The 12,177-nt window shown below is 38.4% G+C and carries 13 protein-coding genes; 4 read left to right on the top strand and 9 right to left on the bottom strand.

All coding sequences use genetic code 11. The features are described 5' to 3' along the window. Positions 1–27 precede the first annotated feature (27 nt). The 8 genes from QLG01_RS01140 to QLG01_RS01105 form a co-directional block, all read right to left on the bottom strand. Positions 28–597: a HupE/UreJ family protein gene (locus QLG01_RS01140; protein ID WP_282495641.1), complete on the bottom strand. Its 570-nt coding sequence runs from the start codon at positions 595–597 to the stop codon at positions 28–30. A gap of 9 nt (positions 598–606) precedes the next feature. Beyond that, positions 607–1,221 carry an urease accessory protein UreG gene (ureG, locus tag QLG01_RS01135; protein ID WP_002117800.1) on the bottom strand — a complete coding sequence of 205 codons (615 nt, stop codon included), beginning with the start codon at positions 1,219–1,221 and terminating at the stop codon, positions 607–609. A gap of 24 nt (positions 1,222–1,245) precedes the next feature. After that, the gene (locus QLG01_RS01130) at positions 1,246–1,911 is read right to left on the bottom strand and encodes an urease accessory UreF family protein (RefSeq protein ID WP_013198606.1); all 666 of its coding nucleotides are present in this window, start codon (positions 1,909–1,911) and stop codon (positions 1,246–1,248) included. Then, positions 1,898–2,380 carry an urease accessory protein UreE gene (ureE, locus tag QLG01_RS01125; protein WP_199945280.1) on the bottom strand — a complete coding sequence of 161 codons (483 nt, stop codon included), beginning with the start codon at positions 2,378–2,380 and terminating at the stop codon, positions 1,898–1,900. Before ureE ends, QLG01_RS01130 begins: the two co-directional genes overlap by 14 nt. A 73-nt stretch (positions 2,381–2,453) precedes the next feature. Beyond that, entirely contained in the window at positions 2,454–4,154 is a 1,701-nt protein-coding gene (gene ureC / locus QLG01_RS01120; protein WP_282495640.1) for an urease subunit alpha, read from the bottom strand. Between the two features lie 37 nt (positions 4,155–4,191). Continuing rightward, positions 4,192–4,500, bottom strand: a complete 309-nt coding sequence (locus QLG01_RS01115) for an urease subunit beta (RefSeq protein WP_013198608.1) — start codon at positions 4,498–4,500, stop codon at positions 4,192–4,194. Positions 4,501–4,511: 11 nt separating this feature from the next. Continuing rightward, complete coding sequence (gene ureA, locus QLG01_RS01110) at positions 4,512–4,814, bottom strand: urease subunit gamma (protein ID WP_002117495.1); 303 nt, start codon at positions 4,812–4,814, stop codon at positions 4,512–4,514. Positions 4,815–4,914: 100 nt separating this feature from the next. Beyond that, complete coding sequence (locus tag QLG01_RS01105; protein WP_282495639.1) at positions 4,915–5,790, bottom strand: urease accessory protein UreD; 876 nt, start codon at positions 5,788–5,790, stop codon at positions 4,915–4,917. Between the two features lie 201 nt (positions 5,791–5,991). On the opposite strand from QLG01_RS01105, the gene QLG01_RS01100 reads away from it, so the two are divergent. Both QLG01_RS01100 and QLG01_RS01095 read left to right on the top strand, forming a co-directional pair. After that, positions 5,992–6,315 (top strand): hypothetical protein, encoded by a 324-nt coding sequence (locus QLG01_RS01100; protein ID WP_199942556.1) that lies wholly within the window; start codon positions 5,992–5,994, stop codon positions 6,313–6,315. 187 nt (positions 6,316–6,502) lie between these two features. Continuing rightward, positions 6,503–6,973 carry a copper resistance protein NlpE gene (locus QLG01_RS01095; RefSeq protein ID WP_005303368.1) on the top strand — a complete coding sequence of 157 codons (471 nt, stop codon included), beginning with the start codon at positions 6,503–6,505 and terminating at the stop codon, positions 6,971–6,973. 58 nt (positions 6,974–7,031) lie between these two features. Here QLG01_RS01095 and QLG01_RS01090 read toward each other — a convergent pair whose 3' ends face one another. Further along, positions 7,032–8,636, bottom strand: a complete 1,605-nt coding sequence (locus tag QLG01_RS01090; RefSeq protein ID WP_005303365.1) for an isocitrate lyase — start codon at positions 8,634–8,636, stop codon at positions 7,032–7,034. A gap of 587 nt (positions 8,637–9,223) precedes the next feature. Here QLG01_RS01090 and QLG01_RS01085 point away from each other — a divergent pair. Both QLG01_RS01085 and QLG01_RS01080 read left to right on the top strand, forming a co-directional pair. Continuing rightward, positions 9,224–10,213 carry a LysR family transcriptional regulator gene (locus QLG01_RS01085; protein ID WP_004703082.1) on the top strand — a complete coding sequence of 330 codons (990 nt, stop codon included), beginning with the start codon at positions 9,224–9,226 and terminating at the stop codon, positions 10,211–10,213. Between the two features lie 112 nt (positions 10,214–10,325). Further along, positions 10,326–11,651, top strand: coding sequence for a hemolysin family protein (locus QLG01_RS01080; protein ID WP_004793961.1), 1,326 nt, complete (start codon positions 10,326–10,328; stop codon positions 11,649–11,651). Positions 11,652–12,177: the final 526 nt, after the last annotated feature.

Here is a 12,177-nt window from a genome sequence, read left to right as displayed (position 1 = left end):
AGCTACCTTTTACTTTTGAAATAATGACTAACTTAATCCAATCACTGCAACAACTGCTGCACAGGCGCCAACAATTTTTTTGCCATATGGCACATATCGTGTAAGTGCAGCACCCAATGCTAAGCCACCACAATAAATTAAAGCCATAGCTGAAACCATACCCATTACTAATGCAACAACATGGCCTGAGTGTGCTAATTCAACACCATGCGCTACGCCATGAAAGCTTGCAAGGAATGCCACAGCGATAGGTAAAATCCGATTTGATTTTGTCCATAGTGCAATTGCTGTAACGACTAAAGAAGCAATAATTCCATATTCAGCAACATTTACAGGGACTAAGTCTTGAGCACCGATTAAAAAGCCAATAATGAGGGTTACACTTAAAGTTATGACACCTGCAATTTTCCATTGCTTAGCTGCCGACCAGAGTAGAACACCAAAAGCCAAAGCCATGATTAAATGATCTAAGCCAGTAAATGGATGAATAAAACCCGCTATAAAACCAAAATGTTCATGGTCATGTCCTGGGTGTGCCATTGCAAGTGCCGGCAATAATGCAAGGAGCCCTATGCCCCATTTTTTAATGAAGTTCATAATCTCTCCTTAAGCTTTAAACAGCCCTTGCTTCTCGATAAATTGAATGATTTCTTCAAGACCATCTTGGGTTTTCATATTTGAAAATAAGAATGGCTTTTCTCCGCGCATGCGTTTCGCATCTTGATCCATCACATCAAGATTTGCACCGACCATTGGTGCAAGGTCAGTTTTATTAATAATCAGTAAATCTGATTTGGTAATACCCGGCCCGCCTTTACGAGGGATTTTTTCTCCACCTGCCACATCAATCACATATAGAGTTAAATCAGAAAGCTCCGGACTAAATGTTGCAGCTAAATTATCGCCACCGCTTTCAATAATAATAAGCTCCAAGCCTTCAAACTTTTCACACAAATCATCAATTGCGGCCAAGTTAATTGAAGCATCTTCACGAATTGCTGTATGAGGGCAACCACCTGTTTCTACACCCACAATACGATCTGGCGACATCGCTTCGTTACGGGTTAAAAAGTTTGAATCTTCTTTGGTGTAAATATCATTTGTCACCACAGCCATGTTGTATTTATTACGCAAGGCTAAACATAAATTAAGTGTAAGCGCAGTTTTACCCGAACCTACCGGTCCGCCAATTCCAACTCGTAATGGACTACGTTCTGTCATGATTTTTATCCTTCTTTCCTAAACTTAAGATCTGAATAACCGTGAATATTGTGTTTCGTGTTTCATGCTCAGCATTGCATAACGGGGTAAAGCACTACTCAATTGCTCATCAACAAGTTGCAAGGCTTTTTCCACAGCCTGGGGCACCAAACCATGTAAGTGCCATAAAATTCTTTGTCCGGCCATTTGCCCTAAAGGTACGGTTTTTACCGCAGCCAGAACCTGATTTTCTAAAACAGTAAAGGTATAAGCTGTGAGCACGTCAACATCGTTAAGTCCAAGTCGACCACAGAGCTGTGCATAGACAGGCACAAAACCAAACTGCTTTTTAACTTCAACAGGTTTTTTTAAAACATCTCTAATCCACGCATTCAAAGAAAATGCCAGCTGTTGAGACTCTGCCAAAAGCTCTTTAGTTTCACGACTTGCCTTATATAAATTTGCCCAAACCAGAAACTGATCTTGGTCATCATGATGTTGAATAAGACGTTTTAATACTGGTAGCTCAAACCGTACTAACAGCATTTCCAGCACTTCTTCGAAATAAGCAATTGCTGAGGTTTCATCGTGTATTAAACCAATATCGATGGCTGTTTCTACACCTTGTGAATAACAATATGCTCCAACTGGCAGTGCCGTAGAAGACAATGTCAGCAATTGAAGTAATTGCGCTGCGTTATGAATGGACATGATGCAAAGCTTTGATTGGGCTTAAGCGGTGGTCATGACTATGCTGTGCATAGGCACCGCTTTCAGGTTCAAACGGATGATCAGTTTCTGAGACTGTAAGCCCCAGACCCTCTACCATTTCTGCAAGCACATGATCAGGTTCAAAATATAAAGCTGTAGGCGTCAACATTAATGGCACATGTCTGTTACCTAAGTGATAAGCCGCTTTAAGCAAATCAAAATCGCTTGTTGCACTGACTTGCATCAGACGTTCAGGCTTAGCATCTACACGTAGTACATCACCTTGTTGAGTTGAAATATATGAACCACTACGCAAAATGCCAGTACGTGGTAAATCAGCACCAATATCTAAGCCACTCGCTAAAGTCGCCCGAAAGCGGGATTTTTGGCGTGTATCAAAAGTCAGTTCAACCGTTTCAAATGCTTGATCAGGAGAAATATGTTCAAGGCGTTGTGTATAGATTTTCATTTAGCTCTTCTCTCCTTATTTATTTCATTCATGTGGTATAAATTAATGAGGTAATTCACCTCGACAAAACTCATCAGAATAAGAAATAACGCTGTGCCATGGGTAATACATCAGCAGGTTCACACGTTAATAACTCACCATCGGCCCGCACCTCGTAAGTTTCAGGGTGAACATGCATGACAGGGCAATATGTGTTGTGTTTCATGTCAGTTTTGCTAATTTCACGTGTGTTTTTACACGGACTAATTAACTTCTTGAGGTTTAATTTTTCAGCAATTTTTTCATCAATCGCTGCTTGAGATAAAAAGGTAATACAGGTGTTATGAACACCACGTGGATAGGCACCAAACATTGGACGGTAATGCACAGGTTGAGGGGTTGGAATTGAAGCATTAATATCACCCATCGGTGCTGCTGCAATCATGCCCCCTTTAATAATCATCGAAGGTTTCACACCAAAAAAGGCTGGCTTCCATAACACTAAATCAGCAAGTTTCCCGACTTCAATCGAACCGATTTCATGGCTTAAACCATGGGTAATTGCTGGGTTAATCGTATATTTAGCAATGTAGCGTTTAACGCGATTGTTATCATGAAATTCATTGTCACCCTCTAAAGGACCACGTTGAATTTTCATCTTATGGGCAGTTTGCCAAGTACGTAAAATCACTTCACCTACACGCCCCATCGCCTGAGAGTCAGAAGACATCATGGCAATTGCACCTAAATCTTGCAGAATATCTTCAGCGGCAATGGTTTCACGGCGAATACGACTTTCTGCAAAAGCGATATCTTCAGCAATTGCTGGGTCTAAATGATGGCAGACCATGAGCATATCTAAATGCTCATCAATGGTATTAATCGTATAAGGTCGCGTTGGATTAGTTGAAGATGGCAATACGTTACTTTGCCCAATCGCTTTTAAAATGTCAGGTGCATGCCCACCGCCCGCACCTTCGGTATGGTATGTATGAATCGTACGATTTTTAAATGCAGCTAGAGTTTCTTCTAAAAACCCGCTTTCATTTAAAGTATCTGTATGAATCGCCACCTGCACATCAAACTCGTCTGCTACACCCAAGCAGTTATCAATAGCTGCCGGTGTTGAACCCCAATCTTCATGCAGCTTTAAGCCAATCACTCCAGCTTTAATTTGCTCACGAATTGGGTCAGGTAAACTCAAATTCCCTTTGCCTAATAGACCAATATTCATAGGCAAATCATCAATCGCCTGTAACATGGTCGCAATATGCCAAGGCCCTGGAGTTACTGTCGTTGCCGAGGTTCCAGCTGCTGGTCCTGTACCGCCACCGACCATTGTTGTTGTACCCGACATTAGCGCAGTTTCAACTTGTTGAGGGCAAATCCAGTGAATGTGGGTATCAATACCGCCTGCTGTTAAAATTTGTCCTTCACCCGCAATCACTTCTGTTGCAGCCCCTAAAGGAATCGTAATGTCTGGTTGAATATCCGGATTTCCAGCTTTTCCTATTTTCCAAATTCGGCCATTTTTTAAGCCCACGTCAGCTTTAACAATTCCCCACCAATCCACAATTAGAGCATTGGTGATGACCGTATCAGCAACTTCATCAGCTAAAAGCTGTGATTGCCCCATCCCGTCACGAATAACTTTTCCGCCACCAAATTTAACTTCTTCACCATAAGTCGTTAAGTCTTGCTCAACTTCAATAAAGAGCTCTGTATCTGCCAAACGAATACGATCACCAACCGTTGGACCAAACATCTCAGCATATGCTCGACGTGACATTTTCATAACTTATTACTCATCTCTTTCATTATCGTTGTTATGTTTAATCCAACTTGCCCATGACGCGACCTGCAAAACCATAAACCTCTCGTTTACCGACCAAAGCAACAAGCTCCACTTCTCGAGTTTGTCCCGGTTCAAAACGAATTGCTGTACCAGCTGCAATATTCAGTCGAAAACCCTTCGCCATTTCGCGATCAAACTGTAATGCATCATTTGCTTCATAAAAATGAAAATGGGAACCCACCTGAATAGGTCGATCACCAATGTTGGCAACTACAACTTTTAAAGTTTGTCGCCCAACATTCAGTTCAATATCAGCATCTGGAGTAATGATTTCACCGGGGATCATAAGCGTTCCTTTTATACGATTGGCTGGTGGACTGTGACTAATTTCGAACCATCTGGAAAAGTTGCCTCAACCTGAACCTCAGCAATCATTTCTGGCACCCCATCCATCACATCTTCGCGCTTTAATAAGGTAGTACCGTAATGCATCAAGTCACTGACCGTCATACCGTCTCGTGCACCTTCAAGTAAAGCTGCGGAAATAAAAGCAATAGCTTCTGGATAATTCAGTTTCAATCCACGCGCTTTACGACGCTCAGCCACTAAACCTGCAGTAAAAATGAGTAACTTATCTTTTTCTGTTGGATTAAGTTCCATTTCTCTTTCCTAAATTGCATTTATATTGTTTAAGCAAAATACGTGCTCAAAAGTAGCATACTTGTTTTAACTGTTTTTTAAATACGCAATTTAACGTAACTTAAGTTTTCCAGATTCTTGGAAATTCTTCATCCAAATCAAACCAATAACGTCTTAATCTTGCTCGTATAGCTGCAAAAGCATCATGACAATGTCGGACATCATTTCCTAGAAAACGGGCCGAAACCACATCATCCAATAATGTTAATGTGACAGGTGCTTGCATACGCATCATCAATTCTCGAATGAGTTCTAACTGCTGTTCTAAATAAAAAGCTGAGCGATACTTTTCGGGAGCGGCTGCCCAAAAGCTTCCCATTACGGCTTGATTATTCATACCCAAACATGAACTCAGCCAACGATCTTCTCCCTCAAAATACAATGTATCTGCAACCAATAACTTATGTTCTCGCCACAATTTAAACTGGTTGTGATAACTCCCTTGAATAAAGCGCTCCGCACGTGCCTGCCGCCCAAGCACCAACATATCCCAGCCAATAAAACTCGCAGCATGATCAAGATGAATATGAGTTTCTGAATGTGCTAAAGCTCCATCAAACAGCATCGTTTCTTGTGGAACCCACTCTAAAATGGACTGATCTTTCACGTGCAAATGAATATGCTGAAAAGCTTGCTTACCATTGGTTTTGTACCATTTTCCCGCGCCCGGAGTAGTTACTACCGCATGAGCTTGATCTTTGGTTTCAATTTCAAACGTCAGATGATCTCCTCCTGCAATTCCTGCTGGAGGATGAACAATAATGGCATGACATATACCCGTTCTTTCAGGCCAGAGCATTTTTTGCACCCTAACAGGGCCATGATGCTTCCTGTGACTCATTATGGTGCATGAATTTTCAAAACAAAATCCGAGCTCTAATCGCGCATACCAAAATGGTGCTAAAGAGTTTTTTGAAAACGTTTGTACCTGATTCATTCTGGTTCATATGTTCAAAATAAGTGCTTAAAGTTATAAGCAAAATACGCACCAAATATGAAAATAAGCCCACTGATAAAATTAGATACAATTTTTCGATTTTAATGAGTTAAAAAATCATCAATGTCTAACATAAAACCACAGTAACTTATGGAATTGTTTATACAATAGCGCCCACCGTTGCTTCCATACTTGCTCTCCATGAAACTTTTTTTCGTGTTAACCCCACTTGTCTTTTTAACTGGGTGTATTTTTGGCCAATCTAGTGAGGTCAAACGTGCAGAAAAGATCCTTCACAATTTCGAATGTAAAAATGTAGAGACAAGCCAGCTTGCAACAAGCTCGATTAATTCTTATTACCAGCAATCTTTAGCGGTAAGCAAAGAAAAAGCAACTTCATACGTAGAGAGCTACAAAAATGGTGAAGAATTATTCGACATGCCGCTAGATGAAGTTTTAAAGCAACAATACCAACTCTATAAATCAGCATGTGACTCTTTAGGTGGAGTTTCAACGCAACCCTAATTTATAAGGTATTCATTAAATCGTTTTAGTGGATACCTGCTTTTTATTTTTGTTTTAATAATTATTCCAAAATTTACTCACTTTACCTTTTGTTAAAATTAAATTACATACTTAAACTTTTATTAAGCTCTCATATTTCATAGCCTGTTATTTGATTTTTTATTTATTTTCCGAGGTTTAGATCATCATGAAAAAAACATTATTATCAGTTGCACTTGTAAGTGCCCTTCTTGTTGCTTGTAGCAAAAACGAAAATAAAGCCGATACAACAACACAAGCTTCTGCTCCAGCTCAAACTACTGAAGCGAATAACAATGCAGTAGATACTGCTCATACAGCTGAAAACTCACTAGATTGGAATGGCACATATAAAGGCACTCTTCCATGTGCAGACTGTGAAGGCATCAAAACTGATTTAGAGTTAAAAGATGATAAAACTTATGAATTGACTGAAACTTATCTTGGCAAAGGTGATAAGAAACCATTTGAAACCCATGGTACATTTACTTTTGACAAAGATAATACTTCAGTCATTACGTTAGATGATAAAGGACAAAACCGTAAATTCTTTATTGGTGAAAATACGGCAACTGCTTTAGATATGGAAGGTAAGAAAATTGAAGGCTCTTTAGCTGAGCATTATGTTTTGAAAAAATAATTATTTTTAATATAAAAAAACCCGCTCATGTGAGCGGGTTTTCTTTTGGAATCAATTCTTAGTGAGCTGCGAATTGGTTCATTGTGTTTTTAGCATCATCATGTGCTTTAAGAGCGTTGTCACCAGAGAAGATTTCTTTGTGATCATCACCGATGTCAGAACCCGCCATTGCTTGGTGTTTAACACAAGCGATACCACCACGGATTTCTTTACGTTGTACGCCAGCAACATAAGCCAACATACCTTCAGAACCGAAGTAACCTTGTGCAAGCTCATGTGTAGAAAGAGCAGCAGTATGGTAAGTCGGAAGTGTGATCAAGTGATGGAACACACCCGCTTCACGAGAAGCATCTGCTTGGAATGTACGGATCTTAGCGTCTGCATCAGCAGCTAATTCAGTATTATCATATTCAGCGCTCATTAATTTAGCGCGGTCATATGCAGAAACGTCTTTACCTTCAGCAACCCAACGGTCGTAAGCTTGTTGACGGAAGTTTAAAGTCCAGTTGAATGATGGGCTGTTGTTATAAACAAGCTTAGCATTTGGAACAACTTCTTTAACACGGTTAACCATGTGTGCGATTTCTTCTACGTTTGGAGTCGCAGTTTCGATCCAAAGAAGGTCAGCACCGTTTTGAAGGCTAGATACACAGTCAAGTACAACACGATCAATTTGTGTGTCAGCACGGAACTGATATAAACCAGAAGCTAAACGCTTAGGACGGTGTAATTTACCATTACGTTTGATCAAGATTTCGTCTTCTTGAGCATCAGCAATGTCAATTTCAACAGTATCTAAGTAGCTGATGTATTGAGATGCGATATCACCTGGCTCTTTAACCACTGGGATTTTTTGAGTCAAGTCAGCGCCTTCAGAGTCAGTACGCGCAACGATAATACCGTCATCAAGACCCATTTCTAAGAATGCATAACGTAATGCATGGATTTTAGCGATGAAATCTTCGTGTGGAACAGTTACTTTACCAGCTTGGTGACCACATTGTTTAGCATCAGATACTTGGTTTTCGATTTGAAGCGCACAAGCACCAGCTTCGATCATTTTACGAGCAAGTAAGTAAGTTGCTTCTTCGTTACCGAAACCAGCATCGATGTCAGCAATAATTGGCACAATGTGAGTTTGGAAGCCGTCAATTTGAGCAGTGATTTCAGCAGCTTTAGCAGTATCACCAGCTTCGTTTGCTTTTTTAAGCGCACGGAATAAATCGTTTAATTCTTTTGCGTCAGCTTGACGTAAGAAAGTGTAGATTTCTTCGATTAATGCAGGTACTGAAGTTTTTTCGTGCATTGATTGGTCAGGAAGTGGACCAAATTCTGAACGAAGAGCGGCAACCATCCAACCAGAAAGGTAGATATAGCGACGCTCAGTAGTACCGAAGTATTTTTTGTTCGCAATCATTTTTTGTTGTGCGATAAAACCGTGCCAGCAACCTAATGATTGAGTGTATTTACTAGAGTCAGCATCATAAGCAGCCATATCACGACGCATAATCGCAGCTGTATATTTAGCAATATCTAAACCAGTTTTGAATTGGTTTTGCATTTGCATACGTGCAGCATCTTCTGGGCTAATATCGCGCCAAGTGCTACCGAATTTTGCTTTTAGTTCGCGGATTGCATCAATCGCTGTTTGATATGTAGTCATGATATTGTCCTGTATTCATTTTAGGATTTCATCGATTGAAGCCTAGAGTCATGTACTTAAATTTCTTATGACACCAGCTGCTTCGTCATGAACACAGCTTAGACTTAGCCAATCAATTAATCCAATATCCTTTATTAATCTTCAGTATTTATTTAAAAAATATACCGATAAATCGATATTATAGATAAAACCAAAAACATTAACACTTTGTTTATAAAAATAAAATTATTCTAAAGGAGTATAGAGTTTTATTCTAAAAACCTAGTAAGTCTTATTTTTATACAATTTTTGAAGTTTTTCCAGCCATTTTTAATTTAAAAAGTCAATTGTAAATTAGGCTATTTTTGCCAATGTAAAAAGTCAATTCACATGCTAGAAAGTAGTTAGTTATATATAAATATATTCTATTTATCTCCTTCATACTTAAAAACGTAGCAAAGACAATAAAATCGAGCCTTTGAAGTACCTCTCCCCCCTACTTAATTCCTACAAAAAATGTCGTTTTTCTCATCATTTTTTCACACAATAGTTATTAGATATGGCATAATTTGAAACAATTTCAGGGTTTTATTTTCGGTATTTTTTTTATGAATCTGGAGCGAGTAGATCTTAATCTATTAATATATCTTGATGTACTTCTTCGTGAAAAAAATGTTACACGCGCAGCCGAACAGCTTGGGGTAACTCAGCCTGCAATGAGTAATATTTTACGTCGTTTGCGTAATTTATTTAATGACCCTCTTCTTATCCGCTCGTCCGAAGGCATGACTCCAACAGAACGCGCACTTGAATTACAGCCTCGTATTCGTGATGCCCTTTCTGATCTCTCCATGATTTTGGAACCCCGTACCGAATTCCGCCCTTATACAAGTAATCGCGTTTTCCGCATTATGACATCTGACTATGCTGAGGCAACTTTAGTTCCTCGTCTTGTCAAAGCGCTCCGCTCTGAAGCTCCAAACGTTGTTCTTGATTTTCTTACACCGAGTGACGTGTCTTATAGAGATATGGAGCAAGGTAAAGTTGATCTTGCAATTAATAGATTTAATGAAATACCGCAAAGTTTCCATCAGGTTTTAGTTTGGCGCGATAGTTTCAGTTGTATTCTGAACGACAAACACCCTGCTGTGACTCATTTAAATTTAAAAAGCTATTTAGATGCACAACATATCTGGGTTTCTAAAACAGGTATGGGTGTAGGTTTTGGTGTAAACCCCGACAAACAAGGTGGTTTAGGCTGGATTGATCAAGCATTAGAACGTATTGGTCAACGTCGTAAAATTTCTGTATTTACTCGCCACTACCAAATGCCTGCATTACTTGCTCAAAATGTAGATCTTATTGCTACATTACCAACACGTATGGCACGCCTACAAACACAGAACCCTAAACTGGTTATAAAGGATCCTCCTTTTTATATTCCAGAGTTCGAACTTAAAATGGCTTGGTGTCCGTTGTTACATCACCACCCTGCTCATCGCTGGCTGCGCCAACTTATCTTATTTGTTGCTCGTCAAATGATTGAAGAAGAAAACCGTGAATTTCTAACCAATAATTCACAATTTTCTCACTATTAAATAAATTTTAATTTAATTGTCCTATCTTCAAGCGCTGAGCAATCAATCTGATTACCTCAGCGCTTTTTTATGTTAAAACATAGTCATAATAATGATGAACCTCAGGTGATTTGTGAGTCTCTTTCAAAATATCATTATCATCGTACTGCTTATCATCGGAGCAGGCTTTTTATCTTTAACTGAAATTGCACTAGCAGGTGCCAGAAAAGTTAAACTAAAAATTCTAGCCGAAGCGGGTGAAGAACGCGCCCAACAAGTACTAGATTTACAAGAACAATCTGCCGACTTTTTTGCAGCTTCTCAAATTGGCCTAAATGCAGTTGCAATTTTAGGCGGTATTTTGGGTGAAGCTGCTTTTCGTCCTTATTTCGTCACTTTAGTAGACCGCTTTTACACAGGCCCTTGGACACAAACGATCGGTTTTGCCCTCTCCTTTACCTTAGTGACCTCACTCTTTATTTTATTTGCCGATCTTATGCCAAAACGTTTGGCTATGATTGCACCTGAAAAAATTGCAATTAGTGTTATTAACCCAATTCAGGTTTTTATTAAGATTTGCAAACCTTTAGCTTGGGGAATTAACGCAATTGCCAACCTGCTATTCCGTTTATTCAAAGTGAATACAACGCGAGAAGACAACATTACTTTTGATGATATTTCAGCAGTAATGGATGCAGGTGCTCAAGCAGGCGTACTTCAGAAACAAGAACATCACTTTATCGAGAATGTTTTTGAATTAGAAGAACGTAATGTACCTTCGAGTATGACTACACGTGAAAATGTTGTTTATTTTACTTTAAATGAACATGAAGATAGCATTCGCCAAAAATTAGCAGAGTATCCATATTCAAAATTTTTGGTATGTAATGAAAATATTGATCAAGTCATTGGTTACGTCGATGCAAAAGACTTTCTTGTTCGCATTTTAAACAATCAATCCCCAACTCAATTGAATGAATCAACCATTCGTACTGTCTTGATGATTCCTGACACTCTAACCCTCTCGGAATTACTTGATCGTTTCCGATCCACAAAAGAAAAATTTGCGGTTGTGATAAACGAATATGCGCTTGTCGTAGGTGTTATTACTTTAAGCGATATTATGATTACGGTTATGGGTGACTGGGTCACTCCAATTGATGAAGAGCAACAAATCATTAAACGTGACAACAATTCATGGTTAATTGATGGCAGTACACCAATTGATGACTTAAGACACGCACTCGAAATCGATGAAATGCCTGATGAAGAAAATTATGAAACTTTAGCAGGCTTCATGATGTACCGCCTGCGCAAAATTCCACGTCCGGCAGATTTTGTAGAATTTGGTGGATACAAGTTTGAAGTAGTCGACGTCGATCATTTTAAAATTGACCAACTTCTTGTAACTCGAATTTTAGAGCAAACTGAAGTACATTCATCAATTGATGACAACTGATTTATATTAATTTAAATACCTCACAATTTTATGTGGGGTATTTTTTAAATCTAAATAAATTTTTCAAATATGTGTAATAATTATTTTAGATTCATAAATTCAAGTTGCTCTTTTAATCTAAAAGCAATATTATTTAAATCATCATTTATATTAAATCTTAAATACTGAAAAATAATAGAATAATCTATATATCTCAATTACCACTAAGCAGTTAAGTCCCAATTTACATTACCTCAGAACTTATGGAACTTAGCTCAAAGCAAGTCTTTAAATGGTTCTTCTTCTCATTTCCCCCATCAAACCATATATAATTTAAAAAAATATCATATAATTTTTAATTTTATAAGACCTTTATAATCTAATATAATGAATCACATTTATTATAAGCTTATTATAATCTTAATATATATGTTCAGTATTTCGCCTAAATATACCCCTCCAACTGAATATATATTAACCAAATAAACTAAATATATTATTTGTCTTTTTAATAAAAATTAATAAGAATAACCAAGGTCAGAGTTTT

The sequence above is a fragment of the Acinetobacter sp. V89_4 genome, assembly GCF_029967875.1.
GTDB lineage: Bacteria > Pseudomonadota > Gammaproteobacteria > Pseudomonadales > Moraxellaceae > Acinetobacter > Acinetobacter oleivorans.
This window is presented reverse-complemented; position numbering and strand designations above follow the sequence as displayed.

Bases quoted from the DNA above. Each gene is read 5' to 3' on its own strand.
- QLG01_RS01140 (WP_282495641.1), bottom strand. From the start codon at position 597: ATGAACTTCATTAAAAAATGGGGCATAGGGCTCCTTGCATTATTGCCG.
- ureG (WP_002117800.1), bottom strand. From the start codon at position 1,221: ATGACAGAACGTAGTCCATTACGAGTTGGAATTGGCGGACCGGTAGGT.
- QLG01_RS01130 (WP_013198606.1), bottom strand. From the start codon at position 1,911: ATGTCCATTCATAACGCAGCGCAATTACTTCAATTGCTGACATTGTCT.
- ureE (WP_199945280.1), bottom strand. From the start codon at position 2,380: ATGAAAATCTATACACAACGCCTTGAACATATTTCTCCTGATCAAGCA.
- ureC (WP_282495640.1), bottom strand. From the start codon at position 4,154: ATGAAAATGTCACGTCGAGCATATGCTGAGATGTTTGGTCCAACGGTT.
- QLG01_RS01115 (WP_013198608.1), bottom strand. From the start codon at position 4,500: ATGATCCCCGGTGAAATCATTACTCCAGATGCTGATATTGAACTGAAT.
- ureA (WP_002117495.1), bottom strand. From the start codon at position 4,814: ATGGAACTTAATCCAACAGAAAAAGATAAGTTACTCATTTTTACTGCA.
- QLG01_RS01105 (WP_282495639.1), bottom strand. From the start codon at position 5,790: ATGAATCAGGTACAAACGTTTTCAAAAAACTCTTTAGCACCATTTTGG.
- QLG01_RS01100 (WP_199942556.1), top strand. From the start codon at position 5,992: ATGAAACTTTTTTTCGTGTTAACCCCACTTGTCTTTTTAACTGGGTGT.
- QLG01_RS01095 (WP_005303368.1), top strand. From the start codon at position 6,503: ATGAAAAAAACATTATTATCAGTTGCACTTGTAAGTGCCCTTCTTGTT.
- QLG01_RS01090 (WP_005303365.1), bottom strand. From the start codon at position 8,636: ATGACTACATATCAAACAGCGATTGATGCAATCCGCGAACTAAAAGCA.
- QLG01_RS01085 (WP_004703082.1), top strand. From the start codon at position 9,224: ATGAATCTGGAGCGAGTAGATCTTAATCTATTAATATATCTTGATGTA.